Origin of the sequence: Polaromonas sp. YR568 (assembly GCF_943371715.1) — a bacterium.
Classification (GTDB): Bacteria; Pseudomonadota; Gammaproteobacteria; order Burkholderiales; family Burkholderiaceae_C; genus Polaromonas.
Genome location: NZ_CALRVW010000018.1, coordinates 1 through 22,549, shown reverse-complemented (window position 1 = coordinate 22,549; position 22,549 = coordinate 1). Strand labels below are relative to the sequence as shown.

The 22,549-nt window shown below is 65.5% G+C and carries 19 protein-coding genes and 1 tRNA gene; 12 read left to right on the top strand and 8 right to left on the bottom strand.

The genetic code is table 11. From position 1 onward, the window contains the following. Nucleotides 1-151: 151 nt before the first annotated feature. Nucleotides 152-2,968, top strand: a complete 2,817-nt coding sequence (locus AAG813_RS13610; RefSeq protein WP_341916086.1) for a DUF349 domain-containing protein — start codon at nt 152-154, stop codon at nt 2,966-2,968. Between the two features lie 94 nt (nt 2,969-3,062). On the opposite strand, the gene AAG813_RS13605 is transcribed toward AAG813_RS13610, so the two are convergent. The 6 genes from AAG813_RS13605 to AAG813_RS13580 form a co-directional block, all read right to left on the bottom strand. Beyond that, nucleotides 3,063-3,845 (bottom strand): M90 family metallopeptidase, encoded by a 783-nt coding sequence (locus tag AAG813_RS13605; RefSeq protein ID WP_341916085.1) that lies wholly within the window; start codon nt 3,843-3,845, stop codon nt 3,063-3,065. Between the two features lie 4 nt (nt 3,846-3,849). Beyond that, complete coding sequence (locus AAG813_RS13600) at nt 3,850-4,641, bottom strand: UDP-2,3-diacylglucosamine diphosphatase (RefSeq protein WP_341916084.1); 792 nt, start codon at nt 4,639-4,641, stop codon at nt 3,850-3,852. Between the two features lie 35 nt (nt 4,642-4,676). Continuing rightward, a complete protein-coding gene (locus AAG813_RS13595) occupies nt 4,677-5,186 on the bottom strand; it encodes a peptidylprolyl isomerase (protein ID WP_341916083.1) in 510 nt (169 codons plus the stop codon). Nucleotides 5,187-5,192: 6 nt separating this feature from the next. After that, complete coding sequence (locus AAG813_RS13590; protein ID WP_341916082.1) at nt 5,193-5,801, bottom strand: peptidylprolyl isomerase; 609 nt, start codon at nt 5,799-5,801, stop codon at nt 5,193-5,195. Continuing rightward, nucleotides 5,798-7,084 (bottom strand): L,D-transpeptidase family protein, encoded by a 1,287-nt coding sequence (locus AAG813_RS13585; RefSeq protein WP_341916081.1) that lies wholly within the window; start codon nt 7,082-7,084, stop codon nt 5,798-5,800. Before AAG813_RS13585 ends, AAG813_RS13590 begins: the two co-directional genes overlap by 4 nt. A 69-nt stretch (nt 7,085-7,153) precedes the next feature. Beyond that, nucleotides 7,154-8,245: a tetratricopeptide repeat protein gene (locus AAG813_RS13580; protein ID WP_341916080.1), complete on the bottom strand. Its 1,092-nt coding sequence runs from the start codon at nt 8,243-8,245 to the stop codon at nt 7,154-7,156. A gap of 244 nt (nt 8,246-8,489) precedes the next feature. On the opposite strand from AAG813_RS13580, the gene cysS reads away from it, so the two are divergent. From cysS to AAG813_RS13525, 11 genes are all read left to right on the top strand, one after another. After that, nucleotides 8,490-9,866 carry a cysteine--tRNA ligase gene (gene cysS / locus AAG813_RS13575; RefSeq protein WP_341916079.1) on the top strand — a complete coding sequence of 459 codons (1,377 nt, stop codon included), beginning with the start codon at nt 8,490-8,492 and terminating at the stop codon, nt 9,864-9,866. A 55-nt stretch (nt 9,867-9,921) separates the two neighbouring features. Further along, on the top strand, nt 9,922-10,620 hold the full coding sequence (locus AAG813_RS13570; RefSeq protein ID WP_341916078.1) for a DNA-3-methyladenine glycosylase 2 family protein: 699 nt from the start codon (nt 9,922-9,924) through the stop codon (nt 10,618-10,620). Between the two features lie 23 nt (nt 10,621-10,643). Further along, the gene (locus tag AAG813_RS13565) at nt 10,644-11,621 is read left to right on the top strand and encodes an acetyl-CoA carboxylase carboxyltransferase subunit alpha (protein WP_096669818.1); all 978 of its coding nucleotides are present in this window, start codon (nt 10,644-10,646) and stop codon (nt 11,619-11,621) included. A gap of 32 nt (nt 11,622-11,653) precedes the next feature. Further along, nucleotides 11,654-12,613: a tRNA lysidine(34) synthetase TilS gene (gene tilS, locus AAG813_RS13560; protein ID WP_341916077.1), complete on the top strand. Its 960-nt coding sequence runs from the start codon at nt 11,654-11,656 to the stop codon at nt 12,611-12,613. Nucleotides 12,614-12,728: 115 nt separating this feature from the next. Next, nucleotides 12,729-14,003 carry an aspartate kinase gene (locus AAG813_RS13555; RefSeq protein ID WP_341916076.1) on the top strand — a complete coding sequence of 425 codons (1,275 nt, stop codon included), beginning with the start codon at nt 12,729-12,731 and terminating at the stop codon, nt 14,001-14,003. A gap of 52 nt (nt 14,004-14,055) precedes the next feature. Next, nucleotides 14,056-14,148, top strand: a tRNA-Ser gene (locus tag AAG813_RS13550). A gap of 137 nt (nt 14,149-14,285) precedes the next feature. After that, a complete protein-coding gene (locus tag AAG813_RS13545) occupies nt 14,286-14,609 on the top strand; it encodes an I78 family peptidase inhibitor (protein WP_341916075.1) in 324 nt (107 codons plus the stop codon). Nucleotides 14,610-14,691: 82 nt separating this feature from the next. Then, nucleotides 14,692-15,600 (top strand): MurR/RpiR family transcriptional regulator, encoded by a 909-nt coding sequence (locus AAG813_RS13540; RefSeq protein ID WP_341916074.1) that lies wholly within the window; start codon nt 14,692-14,694, stop codon nt 15,598-15,600. Between the two features lie 5 nt (nt 15,601-15,605). Beyond that, complete coding sequence (locus AAG813_RS13535; RefSeq protein ID WP_341916073.1) at nt 15,606-16,946, top strand: aspartate aminotransferase family protein; 1,341 nt, start codon at nt 15,606-15,608, stop codon at nt 16,944-16,946. A gap of 31 nt (nt 16,947-16,977) precedes the next feature. Next, nucleotides 16,978-17,964, top strand: a complete 987-nt coding sequence (locus tag AAG813_RS13530; RefSeq protein WP_341916072.1) for a TAXI family TRAP transporter solute-binding subunit — start codon at nt 16,978-16,980, stop codon at nt 17,962-17,964. Between the two features lie 125 nt (nt 17,965-18,089). Beyond that, entirely contained in the window at nt 18,090-20,693 is a 2,604-nt protein-coding gene (locus AAG813_RS13525; RefSeq protein ID WP_341916071.1) for a TRAP transporter permease, read from the top strand. Between the two features lie 59 nt (nt 20,694-20,752). On the opposite strand, the gene AAG813_RS13520 is transcribed toward AAG813_RS13525, so the two are convergent. Then, nucleotides 20,753-21,160: a S4 domain-containing protein gene (locus tag AAG813_RS13520; protein ID WP_341916070.1), complete on the bottom strand. Its 408-nt coding sequence runs from the start codon at nt 21,158-21,160 to the stop codon at nt 20,753-20,755. 48 nt (nt 21,161-21,208) lie between these two features. Further along, nucleotides 21,209-22,549 (bottom strand): sensor histidine kinase N-terminal domain-containing protein (locus AAG813_RS13515; protein ID WP_341916069.1); only part of this gene is annotated, 1,341 nt, incomplete at its 5' end.

Sequence of the window (22,549 nt, the reverse complement as noted above, 5' to 3'; positions counted from 1 at the left end):
TCTGTCCTGCGGCTCCTCTTTTTTACGCCGGTCCCGCCCTTTGCCTGCTGATGCCGGCAGGCTGTAGAGCCTCAGGGGCAGACCTGCAATGTCCTGATCCCTGAAGATCCCCGCTTCGCCGGTCCTATTTATCCATATGCTGCGTTTCCCCATGTCCAAATCTGCCAAGCCCGAAACACCCGCCGTGAAAACGCCTTCCACCAAGAGCGCCGACAGCCATCCGCTCGATGGCCTGACGGGCGGGGCTTTCTCCGCGCCCACGTCAGGTGAACGCACCACGCGCATTCGCGAGTGGCTCGCCACCGGACCGACGGCCGAGCAGATGGCCGAGGTCTACAAGGACTTGGCCAACCGCGACAAGGGCGCGGCCAAGCCGCTCAAGGAAAAGCTCGACGAAGCCAAGCGCCTGAAAAGCCAGGAGACCGTGGCCGCCGAGTGGGCTGAAAAAGGCCATGCCCTGCTGGCCCTGAAAAAGCTCAACATGGCCGACGCGCTGGCCTGGCAGCGTGATGCCGCCAAGGCCGGTGCGCCGCTGTCGCGCGAGCCGCTGGCCAGTCTGAAAGCCCAGCTCGCCGAACGCGTCAAGACGATTGAAGACCTGCAGCACCGCGCCCAGGTGCAGCGCGAGGCCGCCGTGCTGATTGCCCAGCGCATCGAAGTGCTGTCGACCAAGCCCTGGCGCGACGCGCAAGGCGTCTGGGAAGCCCTGCGCGCCGACGTGACGCATTGGCAGGCCCAGGCCGACGAACTCGCGCAGGACGCCAACTGGCCCAGCGTGGACGCCAAGTTCCCGCCGCTGCTCGACGCCTCGCGCGGCCAGCTGCTGGCAGTGTGGGAAGCCTTTCAGGGCGCGTTGTCGCTGGCCGTCGCGGCCGCCGAAGACGCCGCCGCACCGTTGCCGGCGGTGCCGGTCTGGGCTGACGAATTGCGCAGCGCCCGCGGCACGCCGCGTGGTGGCGACGCCGCTTCCGGCGAGCAGCCCGCGCGCGCACCCAAGGCCAAGATCGATCCCGCCGTGCTCAAGGACATGCGTGAAAAATCAGCCGCCATCGTGCAGGCCGCGCTCGCCAAGCTGGAGCATGAAGTCACCGAAGGCCATGGCAAATCCACGCCCAAGGTCGCGGCCGAGCTGCGCCAGGCGCTGAAGGAAAACATCCGCAACATCGACAGCGCACTCGAAGCCGCGGCCCATGCCGCACTCACGGCGGCCGGCGAACTCGAAGGCTGGCAGCGCTGGCGTGCCGACCAGATCCGCGAGGAGCTGGTGGCCAAGGCCGAAGCCCTGGTAGCCAAGCCCCTGGGTGGGCGCAAGCAGCAGGAGGCGCTGCGCGCCATGCGCGAACTCTGGAAAACCAGCGACCAGGGCGGCATCCCCAACCACGCGCTGTGGAAACGGTTTGACGACGCCTGCAACGAAGCCCACAAAGTGGTCGAGGTCTGGCTCGAGAAGGTCAAGGAGCAAAGCGAAGCGGTGAAGGCCGAGCGCCGCGCGCTGATCGACGAGGTGTTGGCCTGGGCCGAGGCCAACAAGGGCAACACCGACTGGAAGTACCAGATCCGCAGCCTCAACGGTTTTGTCGAGAAATGGACGGCCGCCGGCCACCTGGGCGAAAAAGCCTTTGCCGAGATCCAGCCGTTGTGGAAGGCCGCGATGGATGCCGCCGATGCACCGCTGAAAGCCGCTCGCGCCGAGAGCCTGGCGCACCGCAAGGCCATGATCGAGGAAGCGCAGGTGCTGGGCGCCGAGCCGCAGCTGCGCATCGACGCCGTCAAGGCCTTGCAGCAGCGCTGGCAACACGAAGCGCAGGCGGTGCCGATCGAGCGCAAGCAGGAACAAAAACTCTGGGACGCTTTCCGCAAGCCGATCGACGACGCCTTCCAGCGCAAGACCGCCGAGCGTGAAAAAGCCGCGTCGGCTCTGGGCGAGCATGACCGCCTGGTGCTCGAGTTGTCCAAAGCCCTCGATGCCGCCAATGCCACCGGCGATGTGCAAAAGATTCGCACCGCGATGGCCGATCTGGAAGCCGGTTTGCGCGGCCAGTTCAAGCCGGCGGCACCGGTTGCCGCGGCAGCGCCTGCACCTGCAGTGGCCGAAGCACCTCAGAAGTCGGAGTCCGATCAGGCGTCAGCGCCCGAGGCGTCTGCGCCGGTTGCTCCTGAAACAATAGCGCAAGAAGAGACCCCAGCCCCTGCTGAGGCTGAAGCTGAAGCTGAAGCCGCGGTCGAGCCCGCTGCGGAAGCAGAAGAAGCTGCACCGGCACCGGCCGCGCCGCCGCCCAAACCCGCCAAACCGGTGGTGGCCATGCGCGGTGATGACCGCCCCGGTATGCGCAAGGCCGAAGCTGCGCCCGCAGGCCGCGGCGGCAAGTTTGGTGACCGCAAGGACGCGCGGCCCGGTGGCGGCAAGCCCGACGGCCGTGGCAACCGGCCCGCCGACAACAAGTTCGAACCCTACCGCCCCGAGCGCGAAAGCCGTTTCGGCGACAGGCCGGCGTATGAAGAGCGCGGCCCGCGCCTCGGTGACGCGGCCTTCCGCGCCCAGCGCGAAGCGTTTGAACATGCACAGCAGGCCTTGCGCAAGCTGTCCGAACAGGCACACGGCGAGGTGTTGACCCACCTGCTGACGGCCTGGGAAAAACGCGACCCCGCATTGCTGCCGGATGCCCAGGCCCTGGGCAAGCTGGTGACGCCGGCCACTCGCAGCGCGTGGATGAAGGCCCTGTCGTCGGCGCCCAAAGGGGATGCTGCCGAAACCCTGCTGCGCCTGGAAATCGCCGCCGAGCTGCCGACCCCGGCCGAACACATCAGCGCGCGGCGCATGCTGCAACTGGTGCTGCTGACCAAACGCAACGAGCCGGCGCCGGCGCAGACCTGGAGCGAGGACACGGCCAAGGTGCTGGCCGCGCCGTATGACGCGGCGCATGTGCGGCGTCTGCAGAATGTGCTGAAGGCGCTGATCAAGCGCTGAGAGGTCCCGGTCCTGGTATCGCCCGAGGCCACCTCGGGCGCGTCGCCAGGGAAGGCAAGTCAGCTATCAATTGGATAGCTGATTGCGCCCGTCCCTAAAGGGCTACAGGCCGATTGACCTTGAAGAACTGGTCAAACAGCGCGGTCAGTTCCGCGAAGTCCTGCGTGAAGCGCTCGCGGTTCACGAAGTAGGCCTCGCAGCTCACCGCAAAAAATTCCGCCGGCGCCGTGGCGCCATAGGCGTCCAGCCAGGGCGGCTCGCCGCCGAAACGTTCGGCCATGGTGACCTGTTCGCGAAAGGCGTCGTAGGCCGTCTGCATCACGTCACGCCAGGCCTTGTGCGCGGCGCGCGAGGGCAGGGGCGGGCAGCCGTCGGCGGCGCCGTCCTTCATGTCGATCTTGTGAACGAACTCGTGGATCACGACGTTGTAGCCGTGGCCGGCCAGCGCGCCGGCCGAGGCCACGTCCTGCCAGCTCAGCGTGACCGGGCCGCGCTCCATGGCTTCTCCGGACAGCACCTCGCTGTAACGATGCACGACGCCGCTGGCGTCCTGCCTTTCGCGCCGCGCGATCATCTGCCCGGGGTGCACCACGATGCCGACGAAGTCGCTGTACCAGCCCAGGCCCAGGTGCAGCACCGGCAGGCAGGCCTGCGCGGCAATCGCCACCGCCATCTCGTCGGTGACCACCAGGCCGTGCGCACCGGTGAATTCCTTGTGCGCCAGAAACTCGCCGACCAGGCGGCGCAACTGCTGCAGCTCGGCCGCCGGCCGCTCGGCCAGAAAATGATGGGCGGCCAGCGTGGCCTGCCACAGGGCGTCGGGAATGGTGTCGGCGTGTGGCGTGCGTCCGAACCGCTGGCGCAACCAGTTCAGCATGAGCCTACAGCAGCGGGATGCGGCGCAGGCCGGTCGCCGTCAGGCGCAGCACTTCCGCGCGTGGCACGGTGGCGGCGGCGTCCCAGTCGCTGAGCACCACGCGTGAGTAGCCGTGCCCGAGGTCGTGCACCGCCGGCCGGTGGGTGTGACCGTGGATCAGGATCTGCGCATTGGCGGCTTCGAGTTGTTCGCGGGCCGCGCTGCCATCCACATCGGCATACGAGGCGCCGGACTGTTTGCGCGCCTCGCTTTGCTCGCGCAGGCCGCGCGCGATGGCCTGCCGCTCGGCCAGCGGCCTGGCCAGAAAGCTGCGCTGCCAGGCCGGGCTGCGCACCTCGCGGCGAAATTGCAGGTAGTCCACATCGCCCAGGCAGAGCGCGTCGCCGTGCGAGAGCAGCCAGCGCTGGTGGTTGAAGCCCAGCACGGTCGGGTCGGCCAGCAAGGTGGTGTGGCACAGCGTCATCAGGCGCGGACCGACCAGGAAGTCGCGGTTGCCGTGCATGAAAAACAGCGCCAGCCGGCCGGCCGTCTGGCCGAGCAGGCGGGCGCAGCGGTCTTCGAAACTGTCCTGCGCGCCTGCGGCCACATCGACAGCGTCGTCACCGACCCAGACTTCAAACAGGTCGCCCAGGATGAACACCGCGTCGGCGGGCGTGCTTTCCATGTAGTCGCGCCAGGCAGCAAACGTGGCGGCATCGGCCGCCTGCAGATGCAGGTCGGAAATGAAATCGACCGTGCCCCAGGATGGCGGCGCCTGAAGCTCCGCAATCCGGGGAACGGTCGACGGGATTTTCACGGGCTGAACCTGAACGCGCTCAGTCCAGACGGAAATCAGGCCAGCGCCACGGCTTTTTCGATCACCACGTCGGTTTGCGGCACGTCGTCGTGAAAGCCCTTGCGGCCGGTCTTGACGGCGGCGATCTTGTCGACCACATCGGTGCCGCCCACCACCTTGCCAAACACCGCATAGCCCCAGCCCGACGCGGTGGGCGCGGTGTGGTTCAGGAAGGCGTTGTCGGACACGTTGATGAAAAACTGCGAGCTGGCCGAGTGCGGCGCATTGGTGCGCGCCATGGCCACGGTGTAGTGGTCGTTTTTCAGGCCGTTGTTGGCTTCGTTCTCGATCTCGCCGTCGGTGGGCTTTTGTTTCATGCCGACTTCAAAACCGCCGCCCTGGACCATGAAGCCCGGAATCACGCGGTGGAACACCGTGTTGTTGTAGTGGCCCTTGTTGACGTAGTTGAGGAAGTTGGCCACCGATTTCGGTGCCTTGTCCTGGTCGAGTTCAAGGGTGATGACGCCGTAGCCGGCAATGTGGAGTTCGACTTGTGGATTGCTCATGAGGATTTATTTGACCAGGGTTGCAGAGTTGATGAGGATGGGTGTCCGGGGCACGTCACTCGGGAAGGGGCCGCCCGGGCCGGTGGGCGTGGCCTTGATCTTGCCGACCACGTCCATGCCGCTGACCACCTTGCCGAACACCGTGTAGCCCGGGGACTGGGCGCTCGGGTTCAGGAAGTCGTTGTCCCTGACATTGATGAAAAACTGCGATGAGGCCGAGTCCGGGTCGTTGGTGCGCGCCATGGCCAACGTGCCGACCACGTTTTTATCGCCGCCTTTGGCCAGTGCTTCGCGCCCCTCGTGCACCACCGGTGGCCGTGTCGGCTTTTGCGCATAGCTGGCATCGAAGCCGCCGCCCTGGACCATGAAGTTGTCGATCACGCGGTGAAACACCGTGCCGTCGTAGTGCTTGTCGCGGACGTACTGAAGAAAATTGGCGACCGTTTTCGGCGCCTTGTCGGGATAGACCTCGACGACGAAATCGCCGGCGCTGGTCGCAAACCTGACCCTGGGTGCGCCGGCCGCACCTTGCGCCCAGGCCTGCCCGGCCAGCAGCGCCAGCGTTGCGATCGCCAGACAGGCGCGCCGGCCGATGGCCTTGTTGCTGAAAGTCATCCAATCACTCCTTCAAAAAATATTTTCCATTGCTTGCCCTGGCGCATCCAGTACTGGCGCCGGACTGGGCCGGTGCGCGAGCCGCTGAGCACCTCGCCAAAGGTTACCACCATGGTATCGGTGCTGTCGGTCCAGCGCAGGTAGGACAGGTCCTTGAGTTGCACCGAGCGACCGCGCTGTTTGCCGGCTTCGGTACGCAGCTGGGCCGTCCAGTCGTCGCGGGTCTTGCCGTAACTGCTGAAGTCGCTGCTGTACAGGCTGGTGAGGGTGGCCAGGTCGCCGACCGATTTGGCCTGGTGCCAGCTGTTCAGTGCCTCTTCAAACGACTTGCTGTCGGCCTTGATGCTGTGTGGGGCCACCCACTGCAGGCTTTGCGCAATCACCACCGGGGTGGTGCGCACTTCCACGGTACGGATGATGCGCTCCAGATCCGGATTGGCCAGCACCACGCAGCCGTCGCTGGCCAGGGGAGCGCGCGAAAACTGTGCCGGCGGCGTGCCGTGCAGCCAGATGCCGCTGCCGGTCTTGCCGCGCTTGAGGTCCAGCGCATTGGGGTAGTTGATGGGCAGGGCGCCCGAGCCGTAAAAGTCTTTCAGCGACTTCGGGTCCAGGTTGCTGGTGACGAAATAAATCCCCAGCGGGGTCCGCGAATCACCCTCGACGGATTTTTCGATGCCGGATTTCCCCACCGAGATGTAGTAGTCGCTCACCAGCTTGAGACCGGTGGCGGTGTTTTCAAACAGGTAGAGCCGGGCCCGCGAGGCGTCCACCGCGATCGCATGTTTGTTGCGCGGCGACAGCGCCAGAAACTGCGAGGGAATGGTGCCCGGCGCCGGCCGCTCGCGCAGCGCCTTCAGCCGCATCAGGGATTCCTGGCGCAACTCGGCCAGCGTGCTGGCCCCGGCTTTGGCAGCGCCCTCAGACACATCCCCCATCGCGCGCAGCGGGCGCGAGCGGGCGGCCAGCAGGTCGCCATAAACCAGCTGGGCCAGCTGGAAGTTGGGGTGGTCATGGACCAGACGCTCGGCCTTGACCAGCGCCTCGCGCCCCTTGGCCTGGCCGGCCAGTTTGTAGATCTCGATCAGGCGGGCTTCGGCTTCGCCGTCCTTGACCGCCGGCCGCACGGCTGCGCGGGAGGGCGCTGCACTGCGTTTGTCGGCCGCTGTGCCGCCGGATGAAGCGGTGGCTGCGGGGGGCTTGCGCTTGTCCACGCTCTGGGCCAGGGCGGAGCCGCACATCACCGACAGTGCCGTGACGAGGAGGGTGGCGGATGCCCGTTGCATGGGTGAGGGGTCAGGGGCCGTGAAAAATGTCAGACAAGTGCCAAGGGGGGCGCACGCAGGTCCCTGCCATCAGCCGCCGGTGGATTCCCTGACGATGAGCCAGCGTTCGCCGGCCCTGGTCATGTCCAGCGTCTTGCGGCTGGAGATGTTGAGCGCATCGGCGCTGTAGTCCTGCCTGAATTTGGCGGTGGCCTTGCTGCCCTTGACGTCGACCGCCAGGTTGTTGATCTTCACGCTGATTTTGGACTTGCCGACGATGCGGCTGCGCCGCTCTTCTTCCCAGGCCTTGCGCGACTGGTTGCCCGGGGTGTCGAAGTCCTTGGCGTAGGCGGCCAGGTAAGCGGTCATGTCCTTGCCGGACCAGGCGCTGGCCCAGGCCCTGACGGCGCTTTCAACTTCCTTTTCGGCGGCGCTGACCGGTGTGGCAGCGGCCGGCGCGGGCGACGACACCGGGGCGGCGGGTGCCGCAGGGGCGGGTGCTACGGGCGCGGCGGGTGTCACCGGAGCAGGCGCAGGGGCTGCAGGTACTGCGGGGGCTACGGCCGCAGGTTTGGCCGGCGCGGCCGGTGTCTGGGCCGTCACGGCGGGTGCGGTGGGTGTCGTCGCAGCCGGCTTCTGGGCCTTGGACTCCGGCGTGAACAGGGTGCGGATAAGTGCCAGCTTGGGGGGCACGGCACTGTTGCCGCCGTCGAGCTGCAACGCCTTGCTGTAGGCCTGGCTGGCCAGCTTGGCATACACGTCGCCGAGGTTTTCATGCGCGGTGGCGTAGCTCGGGTTGGTGCGTATGGCCATTTCGAGGGCGGCCCTGGCCTTGTCGAACTGGTTCTGGCCGGCATACAGCACGGCCAGGTTGTTGTAGGGCTCGGGCAGCTCCGGGTAGTCCTGCGTGATCTTGGTGAAGGTGGTGATCGCGTCAGCCGGTTTGCCGGCTTCGGTCTGGATCACGCCCTTGATGAAACGCATCTGCGGGTCGCGCGGCTTGGTCGCCAGGTACTTGTCGGCCCTGGCCATGGCTTCGCCCAGCTGCCCGGCGCGCACGAGGGTGTTGACTTCGGTGTACTCGTCGGCATGTGCGGGCGGCACACACAGGGCCGCGACCAGAGCCAGCAAGCGCAGGGCAGTCGGCAGCGCCTGGTTTGAAAAATTAGCTGACTTGGACATATTTCCTCTGGAACGCATGTGGAGTGGCTGGTATCAGGCAGAAACTGAAGAAGCCGGCTGTGCAGCGTGCTGCATGGGCTCTTCCTGGCTGGCTATACTGGACGATTGTATCTGAGGGGTATAGTTTAAGCTCCCTCTTCCGGAGCCGCTTTCCCCCTTGCCGATGCACCTGATGACCCGCCCCCGCTCCCGCGCCCCCTTCCGGTTCCGGCGATTCCAGCCAGACTGAACACCCAGACTTTTCATGAGCCTTCGCATTTACAACACGTTGACGCGTGCCGTAGAGGATTTTTCGCCCCTGGTTCCCGGCCAGGTGCGCATGTATGTGTGCGGCATGACGATTTACGACCTGTGCCACATCGGCCATGCACGCATGATGATGGCCTTCGACGTGATCCAGCGCTGGCTCAAGGTCAGTGGCTACCAGGTCACCTATGTGCGCAACATCACCGACATCGACGACAAGATCATCAAGCGCGCGGTCGAGCGCGGCATCACCATCCGGGCGCTGACCGACGAGATGATCACCGCCATGCACCAGGACATCGGCGCGCTTGGTATCGAGCCGCCCACGCTGGAGCCACGCGCTACCGAATACGTGCCGCAGATGCTGGGCATGATCGCGACGCTGGAGCAAAAAGGCCTGGCCTACCGCTCGGACAACGGCGACGTGAACTACGCGGTGCGCAAGTTCGAAGGCTACGGCAAGCTGTCCGGCAAGTCGCTCGACGAGCTGCGCGCCGGTGAGCGTGTCGCCGTGCTGGACGGCAAGGAAGACCCGCTCGATTTTGTGCTGTGGAAAGCAGCCAAACCGACCGAACCCGCCGATGCCCAGTGGGACAGCCGTTACGGCAAGGGCCGGCCGGGCTGGCACATCGAATGTTCAGCCATGAGCTGCCAGACCCTGGGCGAGACCTTCGACATCCACGGCGGCGGCGCCGACCTGCAGTTTCCGCACCACGAAAACGAGATTGCCCAGAGCGAAGGCGCCAACGGCAAGCCGCTGGCCCGTTTCTGGGTGCACAACGGTTTTGTGCGGGTGGACAACGAGAAGATGTCCAAAAGCCTGGGCAACTTCTTCACCATCCGCGAGGTGCTGGCGCAGTACGACCCGGAAACCGTGCGCTTTTTCATCGTGCGTGCACACTACCGCAGCGCGCTCAACTACAGCGATGCGCACCTGGACGATGCGCGCAATGCGCTCAAGCGCCTGTACACCGCGCTGCACCTGGTGCAGCCGGCCGCGGTGGAGATCGACTGGTCGCAGCCCTTTGCCGCCCGTTTCAAGGCGGCCATGGACGACGATTTCGGCACGCCCGAGGCGATGGCCGTGCTGTTCGACCTGGCCGGCGAGGTCAACAAGACCCGGTCGCCCGAGCTGGCGGGGCTGCTCAAGGCCCTGGGCGCTTGCCTGGGCCTGCTGCAAAACGACCCGGCCGCCTTCCTGCAGGCCGGCGCCGGCCTGGACGAGGCCGCCATCCAGAGTCTGATCGCGCAGCGCGCCGCCGCCAAGGCTGGCAAGAACTTTGCTGAAGCCGACCGCATCCGCCAGGACCTGCTGGCACGCGGCATTGTGCTGAAAGATACAGCGGCCGGAACGACCTGGGAGGTCGGTTCGTGACGAAGATTTCAACTGAAGAAGGCCTTCAGCCCTTGACGGACGGGCGCAAGCAGCTATGAAAAAGATAGTAAAAAGCGGCCCGGCCAGCACCGAACTGGCCGATGTCGCCGAGCCGGTTGCGACCATCGTGCCGGGCTACTGGGCCGAGGCCTGCAAACACCTGGTCAAGAAAGACCGGGTCATGAAACGCCTGATTCCGCAATTCGGCGACGCCTGCCTGCAGTCGCGCGGGGACGCCTTCAGCACGCTGGCACGCAGCATCGTGGGCCAACAGATTTCCGTGAAGGCGGCGCAGACGGTCTGGCACCGTTTCGATGCGTTGCCGAAAAAAATGACGCCCGGCAACGTGCTCAAGCTCAAGGTGGACGACATGCGCGCCGCCGGCCTGAGCGCGCGCAAGGTCGAGTACCTGGTGGACCTGGCGATCCACTTCGACGCCGGCACGGTGCACGTCAAGGACTGGGCGGCGATGGACGACGAGGCCATCATTGCCGAACTGGTGGCGATTCGCGGCATTGGACGCTGGACCGCCGAGATGTTCCTGATTTTTTACCTGACACGACCCAACGTGTTGCCGCTTGATGATGTGGGGCTGATCAACGGCATCAGCCAGAACTATTTCTCCGGCGAATCGGTCAGCCGCAGCGATGCGCGCGAAGTCGCCGCCGCCTGGGCGCCGTTTTGCAGCGTCGCAACTTGGTATATTTGGCGCTCGCTGGACCCCTTGCCGGTCCTGGGTGCCGAGAAACCCTAATCCAGAAGCCTGAGGAGCAGACCATGGCCAAAAAGACATTTCTCGATTTCGAGCAGCCGATTGCGGAGCTCGAAGGAAAAATAGAAGAGCTGCGCTACGTGCAGACCGAGTCGGCGGTCGACATCTCCGAAGAGATCGACCAGCTCGCCAAAAAGAGCCAGCAGCTCACCAAGGACATCTACAGCGACCTGACGCCGTGGCAGATCACCAAGATCGCGCGCCACCCCGAGCGGCCCTACACGCTGGACTATGTCAACGAACTGTTCACCGATTTTGTCGAGCTGCACGGCGACCGGCATTTTTCCGACGACCTGAGCATCGTGGGCGGCCTGGCGCGCTTCAACGGCACGGCCTGCATGGTGCTGGGCCACCAGAAGGGCCGCGACACCAAGGAGCGCGGCCTGCGCAACTTCGGCATGAGCAAGCCCGAGGGTTACCGCAAGGCGCTGCGCCTGATGAAAACCGCCGAGAAGTTCAAGCTGCCGGTGTTCACCTTTGTCGACACCCCGGGCGCCTACCCCGGCATCGACGCCGAAGAGCGCGGCCAGTCCGAAGCCATCGGCCGCAACATTTTCGAAATGGCACAGCTCGAGGTGCCCATCATCACCACCATCATCGGTGAAGGCGGCTCCGGCGGCGCGCTGGCGATCTCCGTGGCCGACCAGGTCGTGATGCTGCAGTACTCCATCTACTCGGTGATCAGCCCGGAAGGCTGCGCCTCCATCCTCTGGAAAACCTCGGAAAAAGCCGAGGAAGCCGCCGAAGCCCTGGGCATCACCGCGCACCGCCTGAAGGCGCTCGGCGTGATCGACAAGATCGTCAATGAGCCGGTCGGCGGCGCGCACCGCGACCACAAACAGATGGCGGCCTTCCTCAAGCGCGCGCTCAACGACGCCTTCCGCCAGGTCAGCGACCTCAAGGTCAAGGAACTGCTGGACCGCCGCTACGAGCGCCTGCAAAGTTATGGCCGCTACACCGACACCAAGGCCGACGCGAAATAAGCGCCCGCCGGCCAACCCATAGCCGGCATGTCATGAGTACCACCGTCGACGACGCGCTGCGCGTCTTTTCACCCCAGCTGCCGCTGGCCGTGGCCTACAGCGGCGGCGCCGACTCCACGGCCCTGCTGCTCGCCTGCGCCGACAAGTGGCAGGGGCAGGTGAGGGCGGTGCATGTGCACCACGGCCTGCAGGCCGCGGCCGACGGATTTGCGAGCCACTGCGAAGCCGTGTGCGCGCAGCTGCACGTGCCTTTGAGGGTCGTGCGTGTCATGGCCAGGCATGCGCCCGGCGACAGTCCGGAAGACGCTGCCCGCAAGGCGCGTTACGAAGCATTTCGGGCCCTGGCGCATGAGGCGTGGGCGCAACCAGCTATCAAAAGCATAGCGCTTGCGCAGCATGCCGATGATCAGGTCGAGACCCTCCTGCTGGCGCTGAGCCGCGGTGCCGGGCTGCCCGGCCTGAGCGCCATGCCCGCCCACTGGCAGCGCGACGGTCTGGACTACCACCGCCCCTTGCTGCAGGTCCCGGCGCCCGAGATCCGTGCCTGGCTCGCGCGGCGCGGCGCGGCCTTCATCGAGGACCCGAGCAACACCGACGAACGTTTCACACGCAACCGCATCCGTGCGCGCCTGCTGCCGGCGCTGGCGCAGGCCTTTCCGCAGTTCCGCGAGACCTTTGCGCGCAGTGCCCGGCATGCGGCGCAGGCGCAGGCCGTGCTGCTGGAGGTGGCGCGCGAAGACCTGCAACTGCTGGGCAGCCCCCCCGAGATCAAGGCCCTGCAGCTCCTGTCCGGCCCGCGCCAGGCCAACGCGCTGCGCCACTGGCTGCTGGACGCCCACCAGGCCACACCGAGCACGGCGCAGCTCGACCAGTTGCTGGCGCAGGTCGCGGCCTGCACCACGCGTGGCCACCGGATTCACCTGAAGGTGGCCAATGGCCACGTGACACGGGCGGGTGCGCATTTGCACTATGCCGCCGGGCCGGCCGCCTGAGGTCGCTGGCTATAATCAAAGGCTTTGCTGGCCTGCGGTCAGGGCGCTTTCTGACAGCGCTTTCCGCCAAAAAGCAAAAAAGACCGCATCCCCAACTCCTGATTGACACCCTGCAATGGCTTTGATCGTTCATAAATACGGCGGCACCTCGATGGGCTCGACCGAGCGCATCCGCAATGTCGCCAAACGCGTGGCCAAGTGGGCCAGAGCCGGCCACCAGATGGTGGTGGTGCCCAGTGCCATGAGCGGCGAAACCAACCGCCTGCTGGGCCTGGCCAAGGAACTCGCGCCTGCCAAGGCCAGCGACGCCTACCACCGCGAACTCGACGCCCTGGCCGCCACCGGCGAGCAGGCCTCCAGTGCGCTGCTGGCGATCGCGCTGCAGGCAGAGGGCATGGACGCCGTCAGTTACGCCGGCTGGCAGATGCCCATCCGCACCAACAGCGCCTACACCAAGGCCCGCATCGAGTCGATCGACGACAAGCGGGTGCGCGCCGACCTGGACGCCGGCAAGGTGGTCATCATCACCGGCTTTCAGGGCATGGACGAGCTGGGCAACATCACCACGTTGGGCCGTGGCGGCTCCGACACCTCGGCCGTGGCCGTGGCGGCCGCCATGAAAGCGCATGAGTGCCTGATCTACACCGACGTGGACGGCGTGTACACCACCGACCCGCGTGTTGTTCCGGAAGCCCGCCGCCTGCAGACCGTGAGTTTTGAAGAGATGCTCGAGATGGCATCGATGGGCTCCAAGGTGCTGCAGATCCGCTCGGTCGAGTTTGCGGGCAAGTACAAGGTGCCCCTGCGCGTGCTCTCGAGCTTCACGCCCTGGGACATCGACATCGACGAAGAGGCCAAGTCCGGCACCCTGATCAGTTTTGAGGAAGACGAAAAAATGGAACAAGCCATCGTATCGGGCATCGCGTTCAACCGCGACGAAGCCAAAATCTCCATCCTCGGCGTGCCAGACACCCCGGGCATTGCCTACCAGATCCTTGGCGCCGTGGCCGACGCCAACATCGAAGTCGATGTGATCATCCAGAACATCAGCAAGGACGGCAAGACCGATTTCAGCTTCACCGTGCACCGCAACGACTACGCGCGCGCCATCGACCTGCTCAAGGCCGAGGTGCTGCCCAAGCTGGGCGCGCAGGAGATCACCGGCGACGCCAAGATCTGCAAGGTCAGCATCGTCGGCATTGGCATGCGCAGCCATGTCGGCATTGCCAGCAAGATGTTCCGCTGCCTGAGCGAGGAAGGCATCAACATCCAGATGATTTCCACCAGCGAAATCAAGACCTCGGTGGTGATCGACGAGAAGTACATGGAGCTCGCCGTGCGTGCCTTGCACAAGGCTTTTGACCTGGACCAGCCCGCCGCCAGCCCCTGATCGCTGGACAGCGGCCCAAGTCGTGAGATAATCCGGGCTCAGACAGAATTCAGGAAACGTGACCGAGTGGCCGAAGGTGCTCCCCTGCTAAGGGAGTATGGGGTGTAGAGCCTCATCGAGGGTTCGAATCCCTCCGTTTCCGCCAGACAAAAAGCCACCGCAAGGTGGCTTTTTTTTGTCCTGGCTCAGATGGCGCCGCACGCCGTGTCGCAACCAGTCGTAAAAAAGCAGGCGTCGCCGGGGTGCAGACGTTATGGTGGCGTTTTACTTTTCGGAGACCTCATGTTCTTGAAGACCCCCCTGATCAGCGCGACGCTGGCCTGTCTTGCCGTTCTTGCCGGCTGTGCCGCGCCCGTTGCACCCTCGACGGGCACAAGCCCCATGCCGCCACCTTCCCCGGGGACGGCCTGCAATGCGCAGGGCGCGCAGTTCGCCGTCGGCAAGGCGCCGGGGGCGAGTGTGGTCGAGGAAGCGCGTCAGCGTTCGGGCTCTTACATGGCGCGGGTGTTGCGTCCCAACCAGGCCGTCACCATGGAGTTCAACGCCCAGAGGCTCAACCTCGAGCTTGACGCTGCCGGCGTGATTCGGCGGGTGCGCTGCGGCTGAGGACCGCCGGGCGCGGTCCGCGCCTGTTTTGTTGTATGAACCACTTGTGCTATATTTTTCGAAATACTGATACAAATGTTTCATGTCGACTTCCTCACTGTTTGCCAACCTCCCGCTTGACGGCCTGAGTCCGGAGCTGCTCCGTGCGGCGCGCTGGCTCGAGGCGCATCCGCGCGAGGTGGCGCTGCATTCCATGCGTGAATGTGCGCGCCGGGCCGGGGTCGCGCCGGCGACCCTGAGCCGGCTGTCGCAGGCCCTGGGTTTCCAGGGCTTTGAGGCGATCAAGCATCTCTGCCAGGAGTCTTTTTCCGCGCAGGCCGGTTACGCCGGGCGGGCCGAAGTGCTGCAGGCCAGCGCGCGGCATGACAAGGACTGGCTGGCGCTGCTCAATGAAACGCAACACGCCAACACCGCGTCCGTCAGCGGGCTGAACCAGACGGCGCAGCTGGAGGCCGCGGCTGACGCCATGCTCAAGGCGCGGCGCGTTTATTTTCTGGGCCTGCGCGCCAGCCATGGCCTGGCGCTGCACCTGCATTACACCTATGGCTTGCTGGCGTCCAACGGCGTGCTGGTGCAGGGCCTGGGCGGCACGCTGACCGACCAGATCGGCGACATCGGCCCGGGGGACCTGCTGGTGGTGACTTCTGCCGCCGCCTACACGCGCCAGACGGTGGAGGCCGTGGTGAAGGCGCGGGCACAGGGCGCCGACGTGCTGGCCCTGACGGACAGCGCCCTGTCGCCGATCGCCCGGTCAGCCACCCACACGCTGCTGTTCCGTACCGACAGCCCCTCGTATTTCCATTCCATGGTCGGTGCCCTGGCATTGACCGAAGCGCTGGCCGCCGCCGTGGCGGTGCGCGGCGGCCGCAAGGTGCTGGCCCACCTGCAAACCCGGCAGGATCGCCTGGACAGCGAGGGCGCGTACTGGGACGAACGCGCCGACAAGGCCGCCACCGGCCGGCCCATGACTTCTTCTTCATCAAGGAAATAAGCACCATGCCTGCAGCCGCCACCCATGTCTTTCATCGCCAGCTGCAGCACACGCCGCCGGTGGCTGTCAGCGGCCGGGGGGTGTACCTGACCGATGCCGATGGCAAGTCGTATATCGATGCCTCGGGCGGCGCGGCGGTGTCCTGCCTGGGTCATGGCCATCCCGATGTGCTGGCCGCCATGCACGCGCAGATCGACAAGCTGGCGTATGCCCACACCAGCTTTTTCACCACCGAAGTGGCCGAAACCCTGGCCGCCCAGCTGATCCGGACGGCACCGCCGGGCATGAGCCACGTGTATTTCGTCAGCGGCGGCTCGGAGGCGATGGAGGCCACGCTGAAGATGGCGCGCCAGTATTTCGTCGAGATCGGCCAGCCGCAGCGCACGCATTTCATCGCGCGCAGGCAGAGTTACCACGGCAACACCCTGGGCGCGCTGGCCATAGGCGGCAACCAGTGGCGGCGCGAACCGTTCGCGCCCATCCTGATGCCGGCCACCCATGTGTCGCCCTGTTATCCCTACCGCGAACAACAGGCCGGCGAAACGCCGGAGCATTATGGCCAGCGCCTGGCCCAGGAACTCGAGCACGCCATCCTGGAAAAAGGCGCAGACCGCGTGATCGCCTTCATTGCCGAAACCGTGGGTGGTGCGACCGCCGGCGTGCTGACGCCGGTGCCGGGTTATTTCAAGGCGGTGCGCGAAGTCTGCGACCGCTACGGCGTGTTGCTGATCCTCGATGAAGTGATGTGCGGCATGGGCCGCACCGGCACCCTGCATGCGTGCGAGCAGGAGGGCGTGTCGCCCGACCTGCTGGCTGTGGCCAAGGGCCTGGGCGGCGGCTACCAGCCGATCGGTGCGGTGCTGGCGCAGAAGAAAGTTGTCGATGCGATGCGGGAGGGCTCAGGCTTTTTCCAGCATGGCCACACCTACCTCGGCCACGCGATCGCCTGTGCGGCGGCGCTCGCCGTGCAGCAGGTGTTCGAGCGCGACCAGCTCATGGCCCAGGTGCGCGCACGGGGCGCCTTTTTGCAGACGCTGATGCAGGGCAGCTGGGGCGAACATCCCCATGTCGGGGACATCCGCGGCCGCGGTTTGTTCTGGGGCATCGAGCTGGTGCAGGACCGCGCGACGAAGACCCCGTTTGATCCGGCACGCAAAGTGCATGCACGCATCAAGAAGGAGGCGATGGCGCGCGGCTTGATGGTTTACCCGATGGGCGGCACCGTCGATGGTCGTTATGGTGACCATGTCCTGCTGGCGCCACCGTTCATCAGCAGCGAATCCGAACTGACGATGGTGGTGGAGCGCCTGGGTTCGGCCATGGATGCCGCCATCGCCGCGGCTTGAACAACAAGTTTTACAACCTGGAGAAACTGATATGAGCAAGAAGTTTGCGTTGAGTGCCCTGAGCACCGCGAGTGCCGCTGTGGCCATGGCTGCGGCCATGATGTCTGCGCCGGCCGTTGCCCAGCAGAAATTCGTGACCATAGGCACCGGTGGTGTCACCGGTGTGTATTACGCCGCCGGCGGCGCCATTTGCCGCCTGGTCAACAAGGACCGCGCGAAACATGGCATCCGCTGCTCGGTCGAGTCCACCGGCGGCTCGGTGTTCAACGTCAACACCATCAAGGCCGGCGAACTGGACTTCGGCTTCACGCAGTCGGACGTGCAGTACAACGCCGTCAAGGGCCTGGGCCAGTACAAGGATGGCGCCTACAGCGACCTGCGCGCCGTGTTCGCGGTGCACCCCGAGCCCTTCACCGTGGTGGCGCGCAAGGAAGCCAACATCACGAAGTTCGAGGACTTCAAGGGCAAACGCTTCAACGTCGGCAACCCCGGCTCCGGCACACGTTCATCGATGGAAGAGCTGCTCGCCGCGATGGGCTGGAAGCTTGGTGATTTCTCGCTGGCATCCGAACTCAAGGCCGACGAACACGGCCCGGCCCTGTGCGACGGCAAAATCGACGGCTTCTTCTATGGCGTGGGCCATCCTTCAGCCAATATCCAGGACCCCACCACCACCTGCGGTGCCAAGCTGGTGTCGCTGACCGGTCCGGTGGTCGACAAACTGGTGGCCGACAAACCTTATTACGCCAAAGTCACGATTCCCGGCGGCCTGTACCCGAACAACCCGCAGCCCACCGCCACTTACGGCGTGCTGGCCACGGTCGTGACCTCGGCCAAGACGTCGCCCGAGACGGTGTACCAGGTGACCAAGGCCCTGTTCGAGAACTTCGACGAGTTCAAGAAACTGCACCCGGCCCTGGCCAACCTGAACCCGCAGAACATGGTCAAGGATGGCCTGAGCGCGCCGCTGCATGAAGGTGCCGTGCGTTACTACAAGGAAAAGGGCTGGATCAAGTAATCCGGCGCAGCACGCCAGCTGCAAGCCGCGCCCGGTGCGGCTTGCCAGCCAGAAAAGGGCGGAGTGGACTTCGCCCTTTTTTTTTGAAGCTCGTGCAAGCGACTTCCTGTTCCTGAAGGATGACCATGGCAACCGATATCGAAAAGGCGCCTGAAGCGCTGCAGCAACTCGTCGCCGAGGTGGATACCGGCGGGCGCAAGCCGACGGGCGTTACCGCGGGCATCATTTTTTCCGTCGCGCTCATCTGGGCGCTGTTCCAGTACTGGTATGCCTCGCCGCTGCCGTTTGCGCTGGGCTTTGGCATCCTCAACGACACCGAAGCACGCGCCATCCACCTGGGCTTCGCGCTGTTCCTCGCGTTCCTGGCCTGGCCTGCGCTGCGCAGCTCGCCGCGGGACCACGTGCCGGTGCTGGATTGGGTGCTGGCGCTGCTGGCTGCGTTTGCGGGCGCCTACATCATGCTGTTTTATGCCCAGATCGCCACCCGTCCCGGCCAGCCGACGACGATGGATGTGGTGGTGGCCAGCGCCGGCATGGTGCTGCTGCTGGAGGCGACACGCCGTGCTGTCGGCTGGCCGATGGCGGCCCTGGCCGTGGTTTTCGTGGCCTACAGCATGCTCGGTCCCTGGCTGCCCGACGTGTTGTCCCACCGCGGCGCCTCGTTGAACCGGCTGGTCTCGCACATGTGGCTGACCACCGAGGGTGTGTACGGCATCGCGCTGGGCGTGTCGGCCGGCACCATTTTTGTGTATGTGCTGTTCGGCGCCTTGCTGGATCGCGCCGGCGGCGGCAACTACATGATGCAGGTGAGTTTTGCGGCGCTCGGCCACCTGCGCGGCGGGCCGGCCAAGGTGGCGGTGGTGTCGTCGGCCCTCAACGGCATGATCTCCGGTTCGTCGGTGTCCAACGTGGTCTCGGGCGGCATCTTCACCATTCCCCTCATGAAGAAGGCGGGTTACGGCGGCGTGAAGGCCGGCGCCATCGAAACCATGTCCTCGGTGGACGGGCAGATCATGCCGCCGGTGATGGGGGCGGCCGCCTTCCTGATGGTCGAGTATGTCGGCATCCCGTATTCGGACATCGTGCGCCATGCCTTCCTGCCGGCCATCCTGTCCTACCTCGGCCTGTTCTACATCGTGCACCTGGAAGCGCTGAAAATGGGCATGCAGCCCATCATCCGGCGTGAACCCAAGCCGCTGCGCGACCGCGTGCTGCGCAATGCCTTCGGTATCTCCGGCAGCATCATCGTGATTGGGTCCTTGTACTACCTGTTCGAAGGCATGAAAGCCATGCTGGGTGGCGCCGCACCCTATGTCATCGTGCTGGCGGTGATGGCGCTTTATGGCGTGTGCCTGCACCAGGCGGCGCGTAGCCCCGACCTGGCGCAGGACATCGACATCGACCATCCCAAGGCGCTGGCCACCTGGCCCACCGTGCGCGCGGGTCTGCACTTCCTCATTCCCATCGGCACGCTGATCTGGTGCCTGATGGTCGAGGAGATGTCGCCGGCTCTGGCGGCTTTCTGGGCCGCCACCATCCTCGTGGTGCTGATGCTGTCGCAGCGTCCGCTGATCGACTGGTTGCGCCGTACCCGCACGCCGGACGCCTGGCACGAGGGCTGGCGTTCGGTGGTCGACGGTTTTCACGACGGCTCGCGCAACATGATCGGCATCGGCGTGGCCACGGCAACCGCCGGCATCATCGTCGGCGGCATCACACTCACCGGCCTGGGCCTGCGCATGACGGAGTTCGTCGAGTTTGTGTCGCAGGGCAATGTGATCGTCATGCTGCTGTTCATCGCGTTTTCCTGCCTGGTGCTGGGCCTGGGTGTGCCGACCACCGCCAACTACGTGCTGGTGGCCACGCTGATGGCGCCGGTGGTGGTGGACCTCGGCGCGCAGTCGGGGCTGGTGATTCCGCTGATCGCGGTGCACCTGTTCGTTTTCTATTACGGCATCATGGGGGACATCACGCCCCCGGTGGGGCTGGCCACTTTCGCGGCGGCCGCCATCTCGGGAGAAGACGCGATAGAGACCGGCATCCAGGGCGCCATCTATGCGCTGCGCACGGTGATCCTGCCCTTCATCTGGATCTTCAATCCGCAGTTGCTGCTGATCGATGTCGGCGGGGCGTTCTCCTTCTTCTGCATCGTGTCGGCCAGCATTCTGGCCACCTTGCTGTTTGCCGCCGTCACCATGCACTGGTTCCGCATCAGGAACCGCTGGTGGGAAACCGCGGCGCTGCTGGTGGCGGTGATCCTGCTGTTCCGCCCGGACTTTTTCATGGACCAGCTTGCGCCCGAGTACCGCGACGCCAAGCCAACCGAGGTGTTCGAGATCGCGCGCAATGTGGACAGCGGGGGCCGCGTCGTGATGGTCACGCGCGGCACCACGCTGGAAGGCCGCGAGATCGTCAAGACGGTGGCGGTCCAGCTTGGCGACAAGGGCCCGGAAGGGCGCAAGCGCCTGGCCGACGCCGGCCTGCAACTGGTGCCGCTGGGTGACACGCTGCAGATCGGCCAGGCCAAGTTCGGTTCACGCGCCGCCAAGGCCGGGGTGGAGCAGGGCTGGGACGTGACCGCCATCAAGGTGCCGACCGACCGGCCCACGGCGCACTGGTTCTACTTGCCCGCGTTGTTGCTGGCCCTGCTGGTCTGGTGGTCCCAGGGCAGGCGCATACGTCGTGGCAGCGATCCGTTGCCGCCAGCTGCCGCAGCCTCTTCTTTATAAAAAAATAGGCTTTCAGCCCTTGTAGGGTGGACGCAACCAGCTACCAAAAAAGGAGCGTTTCAGGAGTCGATCGAGGCGCTCCAACGGTCGCCCCAGGCCTTGTCCTGGGCCTTGTCCAGCGAGCGCCGGTCGCGTTTGGTGGGGCGGCCGTGCTCCAGGCTGCCGGCCGGCTCATGGTTCAGCCGGCGTTGCTCGGCCGCCGCTTCCCGCAGCTGGATGCTTTCCGGCGTTTCTTCGTAGAGCTGGTGCGCCACCGGCGCCGGCCCGCGCTGCTGGCTCAGGCCCCGGACCAGCACGGTGCGGGTGACCGGACCCTGTCGCATCGCCACCGTGTCGCCGGCTTTCACTTCCCGTGCAGGCTTGGCGTCCTGGCCGTTGACCTGCACGCGGCTTTTGCCGATTTCGTCGCTCGCCAGCGAGCGGGTCTTGTAGAAACGCGCGGCCCACAACCACTTGTCAAGACGCATGGGTAACCCCGCGTGCGCCGCCATGCCAGAGAAGAGGAAACCGGTGGTTCATTGACTGTTATTGTGTACCAGCGGCAGGCGCACGGTGGCGTCCAGCCCGGCAATACGCCCATGGTCTTCGCGGTTTTCCAGCGTGATGCTGCCGCCCAGCGCCTGGGTGATCTCGCGGCAGATCGCCAGGCCCAGGCCCGAGCCGTGGCGCACATTGCCGGCCGAAAACGGCTGGTACAGGCGTGTTGCCAGTTCGCCCGAAATGCCGGGGCCGCTGTCGCTGACGGTCAGGGCCAAGTACTGGCTGTCGGTGACGAGCCGCACCGACAGCGAGCCGCCGCGCTGGCTGTGCTTGATCGCGTTGTGCAGCAGGTTGCGGCAGAGTTCGCCCAGCATCCATTCGTGGGCATTGACGCTGGCCGCGCTGGTTTCGATGTCGAAGTCCAGGTCCTTCTCGGCGATCAGCGGCGCCAGGTCCAGCGCGACGGCACGCACGATGGCGTCCATGTCCACCGGCCCCAGGTCCGCCTGCTGACGCAACTGCTCGACCTTGGCCAGCGCCAGCATCTGGTTGGCCAACAGTGTGGCGCGGTCTACGGTCTGATTGATTTCGGCCAGCGCCGCCTGGGCGTCCATGTCGCCGTGCAGCGCCGATTGCACCTGCACCTTCAATACCGCCAGCGGGGTGCGTAGCTGGTGCGCGGCGTCGCGCACAAAACGTTTCTGGTTGTCCAGCAGGTGTTGCAGCCGGCCCATGACTTCGTTGGTGGCGTCGACCAGCGGCAGCAGTTCGCGCGGTGCATCCGGCGCCGCGATCGCTGTCAGGTCGCCCTCGGGCCGCGCCTGCAGTTCGGCGCTGAGGCGGCGCACCGGACGCGTGGCGCGCTGCACCACCACCACGGCCACCAGGGCGATCACGGCCAGCAGCAGCGCCTGGCGCCACAGGGTGTCGAAAAGGATTTTTCGCGCCAGCGTGGTGCGCAGCTCCAGCGTTTCTGCCACCTGGATGACGGCCATTCCGCGCCCGTTCGGGCTGGCCACCGGCTGCAGCAAAACGGCGACACGCACCGCGTCGCCCGCATACACATCGTCGTAAAAATCAACCAGCGCGGCGTAGGGCGGTTTGGCCGGAATGCGGCCGCGCCAGAAAGGCAGCTGGGCATAACCCGAGACCATTTCGCCGTTGAGGCTGGACACCCGGTAAAAAAGCCGGCTCTGGTTGTCGGCCTCGAAGGCTTCGAGCGCCGCATACGGCACGGTTACGCGCAGCTCCGACTGCCCGTCGTAGCCGCTCACGTCCAGCTGCTCACCGATCGATTTGGCTGAAGCGAGCAGCGTGCGGTCATAGGCGGTGTTGACCGCGCCCAGCGCCTGGCTGTACAGGCTGGCCGTGTTGAG